This is a genomic window from Snodgrassella sp. W8124 (genome assembly GCF_016100875.1).
In the GTDB taxonomy this organism is placed as follows: Bacteria; Pseudomonadota; Gammaproteobacteria; order Burkholderiales; family Neisseriaceae; genus Snodgrassella; species Snodgrassella alvi.
Genome location: NZ_JACFRP010000001.1, coordinates 1271887 through 1292386, shown reverse-complemented (window position 1 = coordinate 1292386; position 20500 = coordinate 1271887). Strand labels below are relative to the sequence as shown.

17 protein-coding genes are annotated in these 20500 nt (G+C 38.1%); 3 read left to right on the top strand and 14 right to left on the bottom strand.

Annotated features, from left to right (window positions below; genetic code table 11):
• Positions 1–47 precede the first annotated feature (47 nt).
• Complete coding sequence (ilvD, locus tag H3U73_RS05690) at positions 48–1916, bottom strand: dihydroxy-acid dehydratase (RefSeq protein ID WP_198190171.1); 1869 nt, start codon at positions 1914–1916, stop codon at positions 48–50.
• Positions 1917–2105: 189 nt separating this feature from the next.
• A complete protein-coding gene (locus H3U73_RS05685) occupies positions 2106–2684 on the bottom strand; it encodes an RDD family protein (protein WP_084550530.1) in 579 nt (192 codons plus the stop codon).
• Between the two features lie 319 nt (positions 2685–3003).
• Between H3U73_RS05685 and H3U73_RS10825 the strand changes: the two genes are divergently transcribed.
• Positions 3004–3627 carry an RDD family protein gene (locus H3U73_RS10825; RefSeq protein WP_198190170.1) on the top strand — a complete coding sequence of 208 codons (624 nt, stop codon included), beginning with the start codon at positions 3004–3006 and terminating at the stop codon, positions 3625–3627.
• 86 nt (positions 3628–3713) lie between these two features.
• Here the strand turns inward: H3U73_RS10825 and H3U73_RS05675 are convergent, their stop codons facing one another.
• From H3U73_RS05675 to ribBA, 5 genes are all read right to left on the bottom strand, one after another.
• Positions 3714–4472, bottom strand: coding sequence for an RDD family protein (locus H3U73_RS05675; RefSeq protein ID WP_078474175.1), 759 nt, complete (start codon positions 4470–4472; stop codon positions 3714–3716).
• A gap of 235 nt (positions 4473–4707) precedes the next feature.
• On the bottom strand, positions 4708–5124 hold the full coding sequence (nusB, locus tag H3U73_RS05670) for a transcription antitermination factor NusB (RefSeq protein ID WP_025330374.1): 417 nt from the start codon (positions 5122–5124) through the stop codon (positions 4708–4710).
• A 34-nt stretch (positions 5125–5158) separates the two neighbouring features.
• A complete protein-coding gene (gene ribH / locus H3U73_RS05665) occupies positions 5159–5611 on the bottom strand; it encodes a 6,7-dimethyl-8-ribityllumazine synthase (protein ID WP_038648753.1) in 453 nt (150 codons plus the stop codon).
• Between the two features lie 133 nt (positions 5612–5744).
• The gene (locus H3U73_RS05660; protein ID WP_025330375.1) at positions 5745–6641 is read right to left on the bottom strand and encodes a DMT family transporter; all 897 of its coding nucleotides are present in this window, start codon (positions 6639–6641) and stop codon (positions 5745–5747) included.
• A gap of 152 nt (positions 6642–6793) precedes the next feature.
• The gene (ribBA, locus tag H3U73_RS05655) at positions 6794–7882 is read right to left on the bottom strand and encodes a bifunctional 3,4-dihydroxy-2-butanone-4-phosphate synthase/GTP cyclohydrolase II (protein WP_038648756.1); all 1089 of its coding nucleotides are present in this window, start codon (positions 7880–7882) and stop codon (positions 6794–6796) included.
• A gap of 1921 nt (positions 7883–9803) precedes the next feature.
• On the opposite strand from ribBA, the gene H3U73_RS05650 reads away from it, so the two are divergent.
• The gene (locus H3U73_RS05650) at positions 9804–10232 is read left to right on the top strand and encodes a hypothetical protein (protein WP_198190169.1); all 429 of its coding nucleotides are present in this window, start codon (positions 9804–9806) and stop codon (positions 10230–10232) included.
• Between the two features lie 139 nt (positions 10233–10371).
• Here H3U73_RS05650 and H3U73_RS05645 read toward each other — a convergent pair whose 3' ends face one another.
• The 4 genes from H3U73_RS05645 to ppx all read right to left on the bottom strand — a co-directional run bounded on the left by H3U73_RS05645 (position 10372) and on the right by ppx (position 14196).
• On the bottom strand, positions 10372–10995 hold the full coding sequence (locus H3U73_RS05645) for a riboflavin synthase subunit alpha (RefSeq protein ID WP_198190168.1): 624 nt from the start codon (positions 10993–10995) through the stop codon (positions 10372–10374).
• A 20-nt stretch (positions 10996–11015) separates the two neighbouring features.
• Positions 11016–11513 (bottom strand): acyl-CoA thioesterase, encoded by a 498-nt coding sequence (locus H3U73_RS05640; protein WP_025330379.1) that lies wholly within the window; start codon positions 11511–11513, stop codon positions 11016–11018.
• 81 nt (positions 11514–11594) lie between these two features.
• The gene (corA, locus tag H3U73_RS05635; RefSeq protein ID WP_084549883.1) at positions 11595–12671 is read right to left on the bottom strand and encodes a magnesium/cobalt transporter CorA; all 1077 of its coding nucleotides are present in this window, start codon (positions 12669–12671) and stop codon (positions 11595–11597) included.
• 25 nt (positions 12672–12696) lie between these two features.
• Positions 12697–14196, bottom strand: a complete 1500-nt coding sequence (gene ppx / locus H3U73_RS05630; protein WP_084585087.1) for an exopolyphosphatase — start codon at positions 14194–14196, stop codon at positions 12697–12699.
• Positions 14197–14526: 330 nt separating this feature from the next.
• Here ppx and H3U73_RS05625 point away from each other — a divergent pair, with 330 nt between their 5' ends.
• The gene (locus H3U73_RS05625; RefSeq protein ID WP_198190167.1) at positions 14527–15297 is read left to right on the top strand and encodes an MBL fold metallo-hydrolase; all 771 of its coding nucleotides are present in this window, start codon (positions 14527–14529) and stop codon (positions 15295–15297) included.
• 401 nt (positions 15298–15698) lie between these two features.
• On the opposite strand, the gene glnA is transcribed toward H3U73_RS05625, so the two are convergent.
• The 3 genes from glnA to H3U73_RS05610 form a co-directional block, all read right to left on the bottom strand.
• Positions 15699–17117, bottom strand: coding sequence for a type I glutamate--ammonia ligase (gene glnA, locus H3U73_RS05620; RefSeq protein WP_025330382.1), 1419 nt, complete (start codon positions 17115–17117; stop codon positions 15699–15701).
• A 431-nt stretch (positions 17118–17548) separates the two neighbouring features.
• A complete protein-coding gene (locus H3U73_RS05615; protein WP_198190166.1) occupies positions 17549–18679 on the bottom strand; it encodes a P1 family peptidase in 1131 nt (376 codons plus the stop codon).
• Positions 18680–18752: 73 nt separating this feature from the next.
• Positions 18753–20228: an MFS transporter gene (locus H3U73_RS05610; RefSeq protein ID WP_198190165.1), complete on the bottom strand. Its 1476-nt coding sequence runs from the start codon at positions 20226–20228 to the stop codon at positions 18753–18755.
• Positions 20229–20500 lie beyond the last annotated feature (272 nt).

Genomic DNA, 20500 nt, shown 5'->3' with positions numbered 1-20500 from the left:
CCCGTTTCGCTATCCGGACAGCGAAACGGGTACTCCGACAGAATGAATTAATCTTGTCGCTCAACCTGTGTTACATCACGTACAGCACCGGTATCAGCACTTGTAGTCATGGCTGCATAGGCACGTAAAGCAACAGAGACATGACGCTGACGTTTAACAGGTTTCCATGCACGGGCACCACGACTTTCCATTTCTGTGCGGCGTTGTACCAACTCTGCATCAGATACAGCCAGGTGTATCCGGCGTTCAGGAATATCAATTTCGATAATATCTCCTTCCTGTACCAGCCCGATATTGCCGCCTTCAGCAGCTTCAGGAGAGGCGTGACCAATCGAAAGACCCGAGGTGCCCCCGGAAAAACGACCGTCTGTAAGCAGAGCACATGCTTTACCCAAACCTTTAGATTTCAGATAACTGGTCGGATAAAGCATTTCCTGCATTCCTGGACCACCTTTGGGACCCTCATAACGGATAATAACCACATCACCAGCTACTATTTGATTACCTAGAATGGCTTCAACAGCTTCATCCTGACTTTCAAACACCCGAGCACGGCCGGTAAATTTAAGAATACTATCATCTACACCAGCCGTTTTAACTACACAGCCACGTTCTGCGAGATTACCGAATAACACAGCAAGACCGCCGTCCTGAGAATAAGCATGCTGTTTATCACGGATACAGCCATTTTCACGATCCAGATCCAGAGTAGGCCACATCGCGTTTTGTGAGAAGGCCTCTGTTGAACGGATGCCGCCCGGTGCAGCCCGATATCGTTGTATTGCCTCAGTATTGTTCTGATTGCTTACATCCCAGTGCTTAATCGCATCTGCCAGAGTAGGCATATGTACAGTATGTACACTGGTATCAAGTAAACCAGCATGATTAAGCTGGGATAAAATGGCCATAACACCTCCGGCACGATGCACATCTTCCATGTGATATTTTTGTGTAGCCGGAGCCACTTTACACAGGCAGGGTACATGGCGGCTTAACTGATCAATATCAGCCATTTTAAAATTAACACCGGCCTCGGTCGCAGCTGCCAGTAAGTGTAATACCGTATTGGTAGAACCACCCATAGCAATATCCAGACTCATAGCATTATTAAAAGCTGCCTTAGTTGCAATACTGCGCGGAAGCACACTGGAGTCATCCTGTTCATAATAGCGTTTGGCTAATTCAACAATACGCCGGCCTGCTTCAAGAAAAAGTTCTTTACGTAATGCATGAGTAGCGAGTAAAGAACCATTACCGGGTAAGGATAAACCCAGCGCTTCAGTCAGACAGTTCATTGAATTAGCCGTAAACATACCTGAGCATGAACCGCAGGTAGGGCAGGCACTACGCTCCACTTGTGCAACCGTTTCATCGCTGATTTTATCGTTACCAGCCTCAATCATTGCATCAATCAGATCCAGCTTGCGGATTTGTTGCTCACCATTGGTGGCTGAGATAATTTTACCGGCCTCCATCGGACCACCGGAGACAAAAATAGTCGGAATGTTTAGGCGCATGGATGCCATCAGCATTCCCGGAGTAATTTTGTCACAATTGGATATACACACCAGTGCATCAGCACAATGTGCGTTGACCATATATTCCACACTATCCGCAATCAGGTCGCGTGAAGGCAGACTATAAAGCATTCCTTCATGTCCCATAGCGATGCCATCATCAACCGCGATGGTATTAAATTCTTTGGCAATACCGCCAGAACGTTCGATTTCACGTGCTACCAGCTGACCTATATCGTGCAAATGCACATGTCCGGGAACAAACTGAGTAAAAGAATTGGCTATGGCAATAATCGGTTTACCAAAATCATTATCAGCGACACCTGTTGCACGCCAGAGCGCACGTGCACCGGCCATATTGCGCCCATGTGTAGAAGTTTGTGAACGGTATTGTGGCATTATGCATTCCCTTGTATTGGTTTTTATCTGTAAATGTAAAACAACTGCCAGCATGGTACGCAGGCAGTTGATGTTTGTAAACTTAGAACTGAATTGATTATATAATTTTAACAGGTTAATTTCAGACTACACAGAAATTAATATTGCTGAAACGACATATCAGTATGTAATAATCTTAAGTATATAAAATTATTTTTTTATGACAATTGTTTTGGCCAAATAATCTTGGAGAGTACGACGATTGGCCTCTGTTCTGAACAGCATAAAAAAACAAATAAATGTAATTAAATAGTTAAATATTTTCTCAGTAGATTCAGGATTAAGGTTGAAAATTTCAATCAATAAGTATGAAAAAATAATGATAATTGTTTGAAACAAAATTTCACGAATTAATACAGTACCGACAAATCCCGGATTGCGTCCGTCAAGGTTAATAACTTTAATTTTCATAATGCGCTTACCAAATGACTGACCAGTTTTACTCATCATAATCCATTGTGCTGTGATAAATGGTATTGAAGGTATTAAAATACATATGATCAAAGCTAGGTAATCTAGGTAATTTATTTGCATAGATACTGACTGGGAACCCTCATGAAATACATATAGCAGTGCAGCCAAAAATATACATAGAGAATATAAAACAGCGTTAATTATATACGCAGCGCTCCTTTCCCATGGACTGGCAAGTTCAACTTCTATTTCCGAATCATGAAAATCATCATAATCATAATTATTCTTTGAAAAATTCTTCTGAGTATTGGGCATAGTGTATTTCCTTAAAATTTGTTAAAAAAGTATTAAAGAAATGTATTGTTGCTCAAACATTAGTCGTAAGTACTTTTATAAAAACAAATTTAAATAATATTAAATTATAAATAGGTTAAATGTAGTAAATTATTTTATTTTGTTCCCTGTCAATCGTCAATCATTTGTTTTCAATATTTATTTTTCTATTTGTCATGAAAAAATATTCAATTAGTGAATTTTTAGCAAATTTTTTAATAATATATAAATATTTTATTTATTATTTTAAAATATTCAATTTATATCAATATCAAATAAAATGAATTAATTTGAGGTTAGCTTGAGTAAGATACAGGATTTTACAAAAATACAAGGTTTGAATGAAAAAGATGATATTTCTACACAAGATTATCTTGTTGCAACTTCATTACAACACGTGATAGCAGGTATGATCAATATACAATTATTTCTCGCTACTGCAATTGTCATGTATATTGTTTTACATATTCGTCCTTATTCGAATATTTTTTTCTATATTACTCTTGCTTGTATTATATTTTTAATAATTTTTCCGGCCTGGCAGTGTTACTGGATGCGGACACGAGGGCAGTCTATAGGTAAAAAAATAATGGGTATCAGGGTAATACACCTTGATAATAGTTCGCCTGATTTTTGGACTAATGTAATAAAAAGGGAGATCATTTATTATTTATATTTATTTTTTCTTGTAATAACTATTTTTTATTTACCAGATCTACATAATGAGGATTTTTGGAATTTTTTCTTACTGACGTTGCTTAAGCTATGGTCATCAGTAACAACACTTCCGTTATTATTTATCATTCTTTTGGTAAATATATTCAATTTAACGTGTCTATATCGACTACTTTCAGATAAATTTTTATCTATCACTTTACAGGATAAACTTGCAAAAACCAAAGTAGTACAAAATATTTCAAAATAGCTTTATAAAAAATATATTAATATTATTTGAGTAATTTTAAATTTAGTCAGCCTCAAGAAATTTTAATTTTTCCTGAGGCTTCTTAGTTATTTAATTTTTACAACGATTGTATTAGCCAAAAAGTCTTGCAGTGTACGATAATTTGATTTTCTTATAAATAACATAATTATACAAATAAAAAGAAATAGAGTTGAAAATTCAGTGAATATACTTAAAATCCTATATAAATAATCTAAAAACTTATCAATAAAATTCAGGTATATACCAATATTTTTAGCAGGTTCCATTTTACTGAAATATACATATATTCCTACTAATTTAAACAAAAGGATAAGAGTAATGAATGTATAAAAAATTTCACGGACTAATACTGCATTGAAAAAGCCAGCTTTCTCACCATTTTTTTTAATAACTTTGATTTTCATTAATCGCTTACCAACAGATTGGCCTGTTAGACTCATTTGTATAAATTGAAACACAACATAAATGAGTAAAGGTAATATGATATATAAGAATATTCGTATTGGTTGATGTACACCTCCCTCAAAATTATCACCCATAAATAAGAATGAAAAAATAGATCTTATTGGTTTATCAGTTGTATAATCTGCAAAAATCCATAATTCAAAAGGATTTATAATATTTTGTGAATAATTCGATTCATAATCAGTTTGAAAATTGTAAACATGTAAAGAAATGTAAAATATAAAATAATATATTACATAATTAATCAGATATGCTGTAACTCTTTTCCATGGCGGAGCCAGTTCAACCAGGCCGCCTTTTTCCGTCATTAAAAAATTATGTTTATCATTTAATGCTGATGATTGTTGAGTACGGGACATAAATTTTATAAATCTCCTAGTGTGAAATCAAATTTCAATATGCTTATAAATCAGCAATGTTTTAAGTTAGTTTTTATAAAAAATAATATTATATATTTACATAATATTATTTGGTAATAATATCAGAATTTATTTATATTTCATTAGATTTATTTGGTAAATATTTTTTTGTAAATAAAAACAGATATTTTTAAATAAAATATCTGTTTTATGATGTAGCTAATCCGTTTTTATATCATGCAGGTGTTCTCAACTCAGCTGAAAGTTTATCCAGAATACCATTAATGAATTTATAGCCATCAGTACCACCGAAGGTTTTAGTAATTTCGATAGCTTCATTGATAATTACTGGATGGGGTGTTTCGGGCATGGCAGAAAGCTCATGGCAGGCCATCAGCAGTACAGCCCGTTCAACTGGATTAAGCTCATCTTCGTGGCGGTCCAGCAGAGGACGGATCCGTTTCATGTAATCACGCTGATTGTTATAGGCACCAAAAAATATCTGGGTAAACAATTCTTCATCAGCTTTGGCGAAATATTCATTATCACGGATATTCTGCGCAATAATAGCAGCTGATTCTTCGTTATTCAGTTGTGCCTGATATAAAGCCTGAACAGCAAACTGACGGGCACGACGACGTGGTGTAATCATTGACATGTATACAATGTCCTTGTTTAATAAATAATCAATATTGAATTTTAAGCAGATTGGCCATTTCTACTGCAACTATAGCCGCTTCACTGCCTTTATTGTGCATACGCGCCAGTGCCTGAGCATCGTTTTCGGTAGTCAGTATGGCATTGGCAATGGGTATATTGTGATCCAGACTAACTCGGGATACACCTGCGGCAGCTTCGTTGGACACCAGCTCAAAATGATAAGTCTCACCGCGGATAACCACTCCGATGGCCACCAAAGCATCAAATTTGCCGCTACCAGCCATGCTTTTCAATACCAGAGGTACTTCTAAAGCACCCGGCACAGTAGCCAAAGTTATATCGCTGTCTTTAACCCCCAGTTTAACCAAGCGGCTGCAACAGGCTTTGACCAGCTCTGCTCCGATAGGATTAGTAAAGCGTGCCTGTACAATGCCTATACGCAGGCCAGAGCCGTTATGTTCCGGGGTGATGGTATTCATTCAGTTTCCTTTTTTCATCTGTTACGCCTCAAGCACCATTGCATTGTCCGGAATAAAATACTTACATCACAGACATACAAGTATTTATGCTTAGCATTCTGATTTTACCGAATTTGCCAATAGGGTGGAATGTTTAAACCGTTTTTTTCTGTTTGTGTCTAGGCTTAAGTGAGCCCAGATAAATGGCCAGTAAGGTCAGTGCAGTACCAGTCCATTGCACAGTATTTATCGGTTTATTCAGCAAGAAAAAATCGATCAGAATCGCAGCAACAGGTTCACTTAATAGTAATAAACCGGTTAAAGTCAGTGACAGCAAAGGTACGGCATAAGCAATTAACCCCCAGGCAAAACACTGCATGACCACACCGTAAATCATGATCAGCAGAATATCTTTTGTGTTAGTAGGCCAGAAATGGCTTGAGTCAATGAGGATACTTGGCACAATTAATGCACCGACTGCTCCGACACTGACCAGCAGCATTAGCGGAAATAATGCAACCGGCTCTGCCAGGTGTGCCTGACGAATACATGCCATGGAGGCAGCCATTGCTGCACCGGAAATCAGACCGATAAAAATACCATAACCACCATGTGAATTGTGTCTGAGTTCAGGGTGGGCAATCAGTAAAATGCCGATTACAGACAATATCATGCTGAATAGTTGTAATTTGCTCTGTCGTTCACCGAAGAAAAACCAGGCAATTGCCGCCAGAAAAAAAATCTGCATACTGTTGAGCAGAGTAGAAATTCCCGGACCTACTGCATGAATGCTTTCATGCCAGAATGCCAGATCAAAACCTAAAAATACACCTGATAACATACAAAACCGTTTTGCTTTATTGCTTTCAGGCAGTTTCTGACCAAAATAGCGACTTAAAAACAGAAAAACAATACCACCAATGAATACACGCCATAATGCAATGGCATAAGAACCAATAGATACAAATTTAACAATCAGGCTGCCGAGTCCGAAAACAACGCAGCCGAAAGTTAAACCGGAAGCAGCCCATTTTTGCGGGGTCAGTTGCATTAGATACCATCCTTAAATAACAGCCATTACAATAGGCTGTCGGAAAATACCCGATGCCGGTGTTCCATGGCAACAGATAATTCAGACAGCCTGAGGTGGGGTATTGTATTTAATTGTGTTACTAAAATATATACTTGTTTAGTAAAGAATTATTATCGGGATGGTTCTTCAAACCCGGTAACTTCCAAACCAAATCCATTCAGACCGGTAAAGGCAGAAGGCTTACCCATTACCCGCATACGTTTGACTTTTAAACCAGCCAGTATCTGAGCACCGATACCATAAGTTTTACTATCCCACTGTCTGGTCTGATGAGTGCCTTTGGGTAAGGTGCGGTCTAATAAAGTGGCTCCGGTTTCAGTACGGTGCATCAGTATTATTATACCGGCATCAGCTTGCTGTATACGTGCCATAGCTTCAGGTAGTGGCCATGTATGCAACTGATCCGGTTGCAGAAAATCCATGGCACTAAATGGTTCATGTACTCTTACCAGCACTTCACCGGCAGTTTCCGGATCGCCTTTAACCAGTGCCAGATGGGTTTCACCGGATAATTGATCAACATATACATGCTGAGTAAAATCTCCCCATGTTGTATGGATAGTATTTACTCCCAGTTCTTCTATCAGACTTTCGTGACGGCTGCGATATTCAATCAAATCAGCAATAGTGCCAATTTTAATATCATGTTTTTCAGCAAAAACCATCAGCTCCGGCATACGGGCCATAGTGCCATCGTCATTAATGATTTCACAGATAACGGCTGCCGGAATCAGGCCGGCCAGTTTGGCTAAATCAACGCTTGCCTCAGTGTGCCCGGTGCGAACCAGAACACCGCCTTTTTGTGCACGTAGCGGAAAAATATGGCCCGGCTGGACAATATCTTCTGCTTTGGCAGTAGGGGAAACTGCTGCCTGTACAGTATGGGCACGGTCTGCTGCGGAAATACCGGTAGTAATACCATGTGCTGCTTCTATGGAAACCGTAAAATTAGTACCATACTGAGCGCCGTTATTCTGTGTCATCAGTGGTAAGCGGAGGCGATCTACTATTTCTTCTTCCAGAGGCAGGCAAACCAGACCCCGGGCATATTTAATCATGAAATTGATGGCTTCAGGTGTGACAAACTGTGCAGCCATGATTAAATCACCTTCGTTTTCACGGTTTTCTGCATCAGTAATAATAACCATTTTACCGGCTTTTATGTCGGCAATAATTTCAGGAATGGTGGCAATACTCATGATAGCAAACAACGCTCCCTTAATAAAATAAGGGTTATTTTACTCTGGATTACCGGGATTGGTGGGCTTTTATCTTAGCGTTATTCGAATGCCGGCTACGAAATTACCGGAATAAAAAAATTAAAATAAACAGATTAAGCTGCAATATCATTAATCAGGCAGGAAATTATATAAATAATGATGATTTTTTACTCAAGTTACAGAATAGATAGTGAGATAATAAAATTTTACTCGCAGGCATTATTGATGAATAAAAGATGAGTCAGTCGCTTGCTTTATTTATTCAGGTACTGGCAAGTTGAATTTTTGAAAAAGGTAAGGTTCAGTCAGTTAGCAAATTTTTTCACAAAACTTGCCAACTAACCAACAAAGATTATTCTGACAGTCATAAGATTGTACAATCTGCTATAAAACAGATTCATAAATTAATTCTGCATGTTCAGATTAAAGTAGAAATTTTTTTGAAAGTAACGATAGAATGGTATTGGTAAATAATATTACGCGGTATACAAAAAATGTTTATAAAGGTTTCTGCTTCTGATTGCGTAAGTATATAGCGAAACATAGCAGTAAGCCGTTTTGAAAACAGATTGAATGTAGAAGGGTGGATAAATACAAACTTGGCGGAACAGCTTTTATTATCGAGATAAAATAATATTTAATTATATTTTCTATTCTTTTAATTAAATACCTTGTAGACAAGAATTTTTTTAATCAGCTGCACTTTATGGAAAACAGTTTCGGGAATAAAATTCGAGCCAGATTTTACCTGATAGATATCTATAGAAGCCAGTAATTGGCTCATCAGATTTGATTCGATATCAATATTATTCCTGAACTTTAATAGTATAGATTTTTAAATTTGCTTTCCATACACATCGTGCCGTAAGCCATATCTGCAAGCTCAATGGTGATTGTCCCAGTCATTTCTTATTTATATAGTCTGAATAAATAAATCTTATAATTACAAAAATAAAGTATCCGATAAATTTGTTAGCTATTAAATTCAATTTTTTTATTAAAAATTTTATTCCAGATATAAATTTGTCTGAATAGGATAGTATTGCCTTAAATACCTTATGAATTAAACTTAGAAGACATAATGTTATATATCAATTGATGTCTGAATATATGTATGTATCTAAACAAATTAATCTGGATTTGTCTGAAATAATAAAAAATTAAATTGTAGTTTTTAGAATAAAAATAATATTGAAAATCTAAGTTATTAAAGTTATAATTTGTTTATAAATGTAAAGAAAAGTTTATTTATGAAAATATAGGAATAGTAATGAGCTCTTTTACACCAACAGTATTTTTTTCACGTTTATGTTCTTCTTTAGCAATTATAATTTGCTATGGATATCCAATATTGTTGTATATCGGATTAATTTATAAAGAAAACAAAAATAATGATTTAATTCTGCTTTTGTTATCAGTCTACTTTATACTTACTATACTTGTTTTAATGATTTTAGGATGGGCTCTTAACTGTAAATCAAATATTTGGATTAAGACAGTTGTCATCTTCGCGTCATGTTGTGCTATTCCTCATTTATTATTCAGTTTGGTATTTCTGCTAGGTATTTTCAGCCTCCCTTTATACATATTTACTTATTACCTAGCTTATTGGTATTTGAAAGGTGGTGCAAATTACCAGCCCACAACAAAGCCAAAGAGAATTAGGTTAAAGGTAATCAGCTAAAATATGTCATCAATAAAGTTATAGTATGATTTAGTTTTTATATTTAAAAAATATCTATTAAAAAAATATAAAATATCAGTATGATAACTGGCCATGAAATATTTCATTAATTAAAACTAATGGCCACATCTGCTCGTATTGAGTTTGTTAAATAAGTTAATAAATTTAATAAATTTATTGCATTTTTAATCAATATTATTACACAGGATAACTATTATGGATAAAGAATATACTGAGGCTACATTTCTGCGGCGTTTTAGTATTTCTGTCATGTGCCTGATTATAGGATCACCGTGTTTCTTTCTAGGTATTGTAGGTGATGATAAAGCATTTCCGTTTTTACGTTTATTGCATATTATGCCTATGCCGGAAAATATGAGCAGTGATGAAATTTTTTATTTCACATTGGGAGTAATGGCTTTTTTAGCCACAGTAATATTATTAATTATGATGTTCGGATGGATATTTGATATTTCTACTAATCGTTTTCTGAAAATATTGGTGATTATTGGCTGTTGCTGCGGTTTTCCTAACGCTGCATTGTGTTTGAGTTTTGGTGCCCTGATAGGAATAGGATTATTAATTTTACCTGCGACAATATTATCTATATATCTGTCACTTAGGTACTTTAATATTTTCGATTAAACTCAGTTTAAAGATAAAATTAATAACAAATAATTATTTATAGCCGAATATTTTGAAACTGATTATTACTTATTAGGATAAATAGTAATCAGTTTCTGTATATTTATATAACATATTTTATATATAAGCAAATTTATAATTAATTTTTTACTTTATTTATATACTGTTGCATATATTTCTGCACAGTATCAACAATTGCCTGTGTCTGAGCATCCACTTCAAGATTGATGCGATCATTTACCTGACAGCGTCCAAATAAAGTCCGGTTCAGGGTTTCGGGAATCAGATGAACGTTAAATTCAGTAGTGGTTACCTCGCCGATGGTCAGGCTGCAACCGTTCAGCCCGATAAAACCTTTAGTAAGGATATAAGGGGCTGTACTTTCAGGGAGATTAAACCAGACAGTACGATTATCAGGGGTATCTTCAATTTTATTAATGGTGGTCGTAGTAAAAATATGACCACTCATAATATGACCGCCAATTTCATCCCCATAGCGTGCAGCCCGCTCAATGTTTACCGCATCACCTACTTGTAGTTGTCCTAAATTGGTTTTGGCCAGACTTTCCGCCATGACATCAAAACATACTTCATCACCTTTAATGGCTGTAATGGTCAGGCAGCAGCCATTATTGGCAATAGAAGCACCGATAGTCAGGTTGTCACAGGCTCCCTCAGGGAGACGTACCTGTATTGTGCGCAATTGTTCATACTCTTGAATAGAGGTAACGGTACCTAAACCGCAGACAATTCCTGTAAACATTTATATTCCCTTTAAATAGATCAGGCAGATTGTGTATGTCTGGTTTTTGCAGCTTTTAACCGGGCTTCTTTGCGAATGGCTCCTTCCTGAAAACGGCGAGCCTCTTCTTCGCTGGCAATACATAGCGGCGGTACAACTGTAGGTTTGCCGTTTTTGTCTACAGCAACCATGCTGAAATAACAACTATTAGTGTGACGTGCACTGCGATGCTGGATATCCTGTGCTTCCACGCGAATACCAACTTCCATAGAAGTTCGGCCGACATGGTTAACTGACGCATAAAAAGTAACGAGTTCGCCCACGTGAATTGGTTCTTTGAATATTACCTGATCAACTGATAATGTTACTACATATTCGCCAGAATAACGACTGGCGCAGGCATAGGCTACCTGATCCAGTAGCTTGAGTAAATCTCCGCCATGTACATTTCCGTGAAAATTTGCTAATGCTGGAGTCATGAGTACAGACATGGAAAGCTGATGCTGCGCACCTTGTGGTGGTAAAGGTGTAGGTTTCATGGAATAGCCTCTGATGTGTATTTCTGTATTAATTATTGTCTTTCTATGAAGACTGATTGTTATTATAGAAGCTATTGATAGTTATAACCAGCGCCGTCTGTAGAAATAAATTAATAAGCTAATAATTATAGTCGCCATAAGACCGAGTACCACAAAATAACTATAATGCCAGTGTAATTCAGGCATGTTATCAAAATTCATCCCATAGATACCGGTAAGGACATTCAGTGGCATGACGATGATAGTGATAACGGTAAGCATGCGCATTTGTTCATTCAGATGGTTTGACTGATAGGATAAATGCACATCCATCATGCCCATTACAGTATCTCGTGCACTGTCGAGCGTTTCCATTAATTGCTGGGTATGGTCATACACGTCAAGTAAATAAACATGAGTGTTCTGACTGAACATGGAAAATTCACCATGTACAATTCGGCCGACAATATCACGGATAGGGGAAAGGGTACGGCGCAGATTGCTGGCATCACGTTTTAACTGGTGGATCAGAATCAGTAAGTTTTTATTACTGTTGCTAAACAGGCGTTTGTCTACTCCTTCAACCCGATTATCAAATTCATCTACAGTAACAAAATAATCATCAATGATACGATCCAGCAATGAATACGCCAGAAAATCAATTCCTTTGCGGTAGATATCGCTGTAATTATGCTGAATATATTTACGGATAATATGCAGTAATCCGAGCGGTTCAAACTGGAAAGTAATAATATAATTCTGACCAATGATGATATAAATCTGGTTATATTGCAGTTTTTGTTTTTTATAAACAAAAACTCGTGCGGCTACAAACAGATAATGTCCGTAGTCTTCAATTTTCGGACGCTGCTTGCGACTAAGCATGTCTTCCATGGCCAGTTCATGGATATTAAAAGGCTGTAATAGCTGATGCAGCTGTTCGTTATCAGTAATACCAATCAGGTGAATCCATGTGAGACAGTCTGTATCAGGTGCCGGTATGTTTTTACTGCATATATCGTCGCCGGTGAAGCTATGATTGATTAGTTGCTTTTCTTTAATCCGGATAATAGTCATGGATTGTGCCGGCATGTTGCTGACATTGCTGCGATGTACCAGACTAGGCAGATTATGGGTCTGAGCCAGTTTGTTACTGGAAACATTCGGCGTTGTACTCATGGGACATCCTTGACTGATTTATGGTTTACATGGCTTTGATTTCTAACTGTAATCCAATTTTCTGCCATAAAACAGATTCCTGCAATAAGACACTATCAGTAAGCGGATTGTGTTTTAACCATTCTTTACCCAGGCTGATGGTCAGTTTCCTTAACTGTTGGTCATAGTGAATGTCACAATGATTCACCGGTATCTGAATGTCTTGCCGTGCCCGGCAGAACAGTGCAGCCAGCCGTAATGACAATATACCCAGCCAGAGCATTTCCTGCTGACTGAATTCGGCTATTTTGCGTAGGTCGCCGCGCTGTCCTAATACCATTGTGGCCAGAATATGCTGTTCTTTACGTGAAAAACCGGGCATATCAGCCTGATCGAGAATATAGGCTGCATGCTTATGAAAACCAGTATGAGAAATATCCAGACCAATTTCATGTACCAGCCCAGCCCAATGTACATATTGCTGCCATTGTTCCGGATGATCAGGAGAAACAGAGGCGGACAGATGATTGAATATCATTTGAGCTAGCTCGGCTACGCGTTCTGCCTGGATGGTATCAACATGATAGCGCTGCTGAAAATCAGCTATAGTCTGGTTGCGCATATCATCACCAAGTTGTCGTCCGATCATGTCGTAAAACACACCATCCCGCAGTGCGGCATCGGTTACTGTCATTTCGCTGATATTCAGTTCGGCAAAGGCGGCGATCATTACAGCCAGTCCGCCGGCAAAAACCTCTGTCCGGTCTGATTTTAAGCCTTCCAGTTTGGCTTTTTTGGTACTTCCGGCTGCAATAATATGATTGGCAATTTTGTGCATTTGTGTTGCGGTAATTGCATCGATGGTTGTGTCGCCGGCTGCAATCACATCGCGAATTGAGCGGGCAGAGCCGGAGGTACCAATAGCGTAATGCCAGCCAATATTTTTAAGTGCGACGGAAATACGCTGAATTTCTGCCCGTGCATTGTTGACTGCGGCCTGAAAATTTTTATGGTGTATTTTACCGCGCGGGAAGAACCGCATACTGTAGGAAACACAGCCAAGATTCAGGCTTTCAGTAATGGCAGGCTGTAAATCCTGTCCGATAACAAATTCAGTAGAGCCGCCGCCAATATCTATTACCAGCATGTTTTCACCCTTAGGCGGTAAGGTGTGAACCACACCGGTATATATCAGTCTGGCTTCTTCGCGTCCGGCAATAATATCAATCGGAAAACCCAGTCTGGCTTCGGCAAGCGGTATAAACTGGCTGATATTTTTGGCAACGCGAAAAGTATTGGTTGCAACAACTCTTACCTGGTCGGGATTGAAACCACGCAGCCTTTCTCCGAATCTGGCCAGACAATCCAATGCACGTTGCTGAGAATCCTGATCAAGATTTTTTTGTTCGTCCAGTCCTGCTGCCAGCCTTACCATTTCTTTGATGGAATCAATGACCTGTAAATGGCCGTTCTGATTGTGGCAAATCTGGAGACGAAAACTGTTAGAGCCTAGGTCTACAGTAGCGAGCATGTCTTGCGTGGTCATAATAAATATTTTTTAGTTCAGATAGGCTTAATGTTACCGTATCCCTACCACAACTGCCATGAAAGGCTGTTTTACCAAATGCTATCAGCGAAAATGATACACAAGTAACAGTGAATTTTATTTTTGGGTAAAAATAAAAAGGGGAAATTTGTGATTGAATGTACTTAAGTATTTTGGCAGAGCTGAATACTTTTCACTTTACGTCCAAACAAATATAACCATCCTTTACCAGTTTAGTTTAAAATAAGTGAGATCCATCACACAGACAATAATAATTTTCAAATTACCATGCTTGTTAGTTTTTTTGGAAAATCATGTTTTGAGTAGTATATGAAAATAAAATTATTAATTAATGATATTAGAGGCTTCAAATTAAGCCCCAATAAAGGTGTTAGTTTTTATATTGAAGATGATAATACAAAAATTCTAATGGATTGTGGATCTGAATGGAGTGAGAATTTAACTCTAAATAACATAAATTATATAGTTTTATCACACGGTCATTATGATCATTCTGGTGGAATAAAACATGTAAATATAAATCAGGATGCATTAGAAAAAATAACGCTGATAGCGCATCCTGATGCATTAGAAAAAAGATATGCCATCAATCCATTAAAAACTCGATCGGATGGCAGGTTATCTTTGGAAAAATTGAAAACAAAATTTGATATAAAGTTAACAACAGAAGCTATTTGGTTAACAAAAAAAATGGTATTTCTTGGTGATGTTGGTGGATGCAAATTACCCACAGGAATTATTAAAACTGATAATAAAATAAGATTAGACTATATTAATGATGATTCTAGTTTAGTTTATTGTTCAGAAAAGGGATTAGTCATTATTACCGGATGCAATCATGCTGGTTTGAAGAAACATATAAATAAAGCTATCAGAATAACTGGGGATAAGAGAGTTTATGCAATAGTTGGTGGATTACATTTTAATGGGCTTTCGGTATTAAAATTACCATTCGTGCTTAGAATTTTAAAAAAAACAAATACGACTAATTTTTATACATGTCATTGTACAGGTAAAATTGCAGAAAAAATATTAAATTCAAAAAAAATGTCTACTGGTGATATATTAGAGTTTATATAATCTATATTTTGTCTTAATGATAGTGTTGTTATGTTAAAAACTTTAAATATGTGATGGCTTGTTTGTCGACCAATATCATAGAAGAGACATCTGCCCACTTTTTTGGCGAAGATCGCTTAACACTAGGATATAGGTGTATTAGTGAAGTCATAGAAAATGACGACATGATGTATTACTCTCTCAAAAGAGAATAAATGGGCAAGAAATGGTACAAAGGGTATACTAATCATATCTGCAAAATTGAATATGAAAATTTTTTCATTCTTAAAGACTTAACATTTGCTATTATGCTGACAGATTGCAGAAGTGTATAAAGCTTGAGTCAGCTAAAATCCGGATACAATTCAGACCGCTTTATCCCACAGATAAAGCGGTCTGAGAATCAGCTTGAGACTAATATTTTACAGACTGTAATACATTTCAAATTCAAGCGGATGTGGTGCCATACGGATGCGTTTTACATCATCGCTCTTGAATTCAATATAGCTGTCGATCCAGTCCTGACTGAATACGCCGCCACGGGTTAAAAATTCATGGTCTGCTTTCAGTGCTTCCAGTGCCTCTTCTAAAGAAGCACATACGGTTGGTACCAGAGCATCTTCTTCCGGTGGTAAATCGTACAGATTTTTATCTGAAGGATCGCCCGGATGAATTTTATTCTGGATGCCGTCCAGTCCGGCCATTAACAAAGCGGTGAAAGCCAGATAAGGATTAGCGGTTGGATCCGGGAAGCGAGCTTCGATACGGCGGGCTTTTGCACTGGCAACGTACGGAATGCGGATAGAAGCTGAACGGTTTTTGGCAGAGTAGGCCAGTTTAGTCGGGGCTTCAAAATGCGGTACCAGGCGTTTGTAAGAGTTGGTTGACGGATTAGTCAGCGCATTCAGTGCTTTAGCATGTTTAATGATACCGCCGATGTAGTACAAAGCCAGATCAGACAAGCCGGCATAGCCATCACCGGAAAACAGATTTTGTCCGTCTTTCCAGATAGACTGATGTACATGCATACCGGAACCATTATCACCCAGAATAGGTTTTGGCATGAAAGTAGCAGTTTTACCAAAGTTGTGCGCTACATTCTGGATGACATATTTCATATCTTGTGTCCAGTCAGCACGGCGTACCAGTGTATTGAAGCGGGTACCAATTTCCATCTGACCGGCTGTGGCAACTTCGTGGTGATGTACTTCTACCGGAATGCCGATCGCTTCCAGTGTCTGGGTGCAGGCTGAGCGTAAATCCTGACCGGAATCAACAGGTGCTACAGGGAAATAGCCGCCTTTAACGCCCGGGCGGTGTCCGGTATTCTGACCGTCATATGATTTACCACTAGACCATGCGGCTTCTTCAGAATGAATTTTGTAACGGGTACCGCTCATATCGGTTTGCCATTCTACGCCGTCAAACACGAAAAATTCCGGTTCCGGACCAAAGAATGCAGTATCACCGATACCGGTTGATTTCAGATAAGCTTCGGCACGTTTTGCGATGGAGCGCGGATCACGGTCGTAACCCTGACCATTGGCCGGATCGATAACATCACAGGTTAAAACAACTGTGGTGTCATCATAGAAAGGGTCAATAAATGCTGTCGATGCATCTGGTCTCAGAGTCATATCGGAAGCCTGAATTCCTTTCCAGCCGGCGATGGAAGATCCATCAAAAGCCTGACCGTTTTCAAACCATTCTTCAGGGTCTTCCAGCACAATTCTGGCTGGCACGGATACGTGCTGCTGTTTGCCTTTTGTATCGGTAAAGCGCAAATCAATGAATTTGGCATCATTTTCTTCAATCAGGCTAACTACTTTTTTTATTGACATATTTAAGGCTCCCATTAAGGTCTGGAGAGTGACAAACTCTCCGGCAAGTTAAGGTGATTCTGCCACATTCAATTTGTAAAAAAAACGCATTGATGTAAAAAAAGCCGGTTTTTTATAACGGATTAAATTAATTTATTTAAAAACATGTTGTTATGTATATCTATTCTGGTTTATATCAGAATTTGTGAACTATCAGATTTAGATATTCACTACAGAAAAATTTAATAAATCAAATATTGTCAGGAAATAAGGAAGAGCCAGGTGATGTATCAGTCAGAATATTAACGGTAAATAAAAGGCGTTATTTCAAATTTTCTTATGTTATTGATTCGGAATGCTGATATTTGAATCGAATTGTATTGATTTGTTTCAGCCCGTAAGTTATCTATTAACTCATAATTAACGGGCTGAAATTAATAAATATTAATTATTTATTTGATTTTTCCGTATTTTTTCAAAATAGCTAACAGTTGATCCTGCGGTAGTGCCTGAACCAGATTGTGGTCACGACCTTCCATGGTTTCAGCTGCACATAAAGCATTTAATACTGCTTCTTCAACTGCTTCTACTGTAGCAATATAAAGCGGATCAATAATTTCATCGCTCAGCATATCAATTTTGCTGATGCCCAGACTGTAAGCATTTTCATTAGCGGTAGAGAAAGCCAGAAAAATGTCGCCGGAACCGTTATCACCATAAGCGCCGAGTAAGCCTATGCCAATAGGGACACGTTTGGTGAGTTTACTCAGTTGCCAGGGAAGTAACGGGGCGTCGGTAGCGAGAATCACAATGATAGATCCTGTTCCCGGTTTGGGGGCAAAAGTATTAATTACAGGCATGGTTTCAGGACCAAATTCATCTTTCAGCGGAATACCGCAAATTTGAAAAGTATCACGCATCCCATGGTTGGCCTGTACCAGTACACCCAGAGTAAATTCACCGGCTTCTGTGCTGACTATACGTGATGCGGTGCCGGTACCACCTTTGAAATCATGGCAGATCATGCCGGTGCCACCACCGACGTTACCTTCAGCAATGGCACCTGCGTGTGCATTATTTAAAGCCTCAAGTGCATGTTCAGGTTTGATATGAAAACCATTAATGTCGTTTAATAATCCGTCCCATGTTTCGCCCACTACCGGATAAAAATATCCTACGCCGTCTACAGGCTGACCATTGTTAACATATGGAAAATAAAAGTGATTATCTATCATCCATTTGCTGGTGGTATCGCGAACAATACCTACGCTGTTGGTATTGGTAATGAGTACCGGACCATGCATTAAACCTGAATCATCCAGCCAGTGAGTGCCGGTTAATTCTCCATTACCGTTTAAATCATGCCTGCCGACGAATACAGCACTGCGTTGTTTACCTCTGGGCAAAATAGCGGTTACGCCAGTACGGGCAAAGGCTGAACCCGGACCTGTATAATCATCCGGTGTACCATAGATAACGGTACTGTAGCCAACTTCAATGCCGCATACATCGGTTATCGCATTGTTTTTGCCAGTGGTGCCGGTTAGAGGAATTCCTAATTCCCGTGCACGTTTCTTAGTCATAATATTTCTCCTTTTTACATGTATCATGTTGTTTGTCTTGATTATATTGTAAAAATCAGCTTTTGCAGTATTTTTACAATAGTTGTTTGAAATTACTGGTGGTGTACGGTTGCTGCTCTTTTTTTGCTTTAAGAGCGGTAAGTAATGCCTGGTAACGGCTGCGGGACAGTGGATAACCAATAGCACACAATGCAGCAATAATGCCGGCTAATGCATGAATCCATGTGTTTAATTCCAGAATAGCCTGTTGTGCCAGTGGTGGCTGAATAATGGTTTCCTGACCTGTGGATGATATATATCCATGTTTCTCCAGATAAAAACCAATAAACCAAATGGCCAGTGCACTACCGAATTTTTGTAAGAATGACATCAGGGCTGTAATTGCTCCTTCTCTTCGTTTGTTGTTAATAAAATCATCCAGCTCACTAATGTCGTACATCATGGAATAATATATAGTCCAAAAATAACTATTGCCAAGTTGCAGCAGAATTAAAAAAATTATCAGCATAGTTCTGTTAGGAATTCCGCAAAAAAAGAATACGCCTGTGCCTATTGAGCTAATGAGCATAGACAGATAATAGACATTTCTTTTATCAAATTTCTGCGCGGTATAATTTACAGCGGGAAGCCAGGCAAGAGCCAGTGAGCTATAAATCAAAAAACAGATCGCAGCATCTTTTTCGCTGTATGCCATGTTGTTTAAGAATAAATAATATAAGGCTCCGGTACTGAGTGCGTAAGCTGCCGACCAGAAAAAAACTGATGCGCCAAGAAATTTACTTGATGAAAGACGCCAGATTTCAATCATATTACTGATAACTTCGCGAATAAAAGCCAGAAGCCGGTATCTGCTATGTATTCGGCTTGTTTTATGCCGGACAGGCAGTTCATAACCACGTGTCAGAAACCAGCAGGTGAGTCCGCTCAGTAAAGTCAGAACAGCAAATATCACACTCACGCCGTGCCAGCCGCTGCTGACACTGAATCCATAATCTACCATCCATTTAACAATCAGCGGCGGAGCGCAAGAAGATACAAGAACGGCTGCATTAAGTGCATAACCCGCCCATACCCGAAGCGAAGTACGTTCATCAAAGTTATTGGTCATTTCTGCACCTAAAGTGTAGAAAGGTATGACGTAGATTTTGTAAGCAGACCAGAACAGAATGGCAATTATGGTGAAATAAACCGTTTTCTGATTGGTGCTGAGAGATGAAATATCAGTATAGAGCAGTAACAATAGCAGGGTATATGGCAGAATAGCTGCCAGCATTAATGGTCTGCGCCGCCCCCAGTGTGAACAGATATTATCTGAAAACTGACCGACCAGCGGATCAGCCACAGCATCCCAGATAACAGCAATCAGAACAATGGTACCTGCCTGAGTAGCAGGAATGCTGGCAACGTTTGTCAGAAAAAAAAGATAAAAAACATAAAAAAGATTATAGGCGAGTGAATCGGCCATTTGTCCGATGGCATATCCCAGTTTAACGTGTAAGGGTAATTTTTTATTGAATGTGTGAGGAACGACAGGCCGGCGAGTATGCATGATTCATCCTGATAAAAACTATATCAATTGGCATTGCAATATGCATTGCATAAAAATTAGAAATTTTTACTTCAGATGCTGGCCTGATATCAGATTATTTTTGAACGTGCTGATTGAATGCCAGCTGATTGATAAGTAGTTTTGTGTTTACCTGGATGTAATCAGGTTTTATTACGGTTAATCGATAATCCGAAAATTAAAGAGTAAGCGTGAGTAAATCATACGGTAAATTGAAGTAAAATAAAAATAAATTTTTACAATTGTTGCTAATT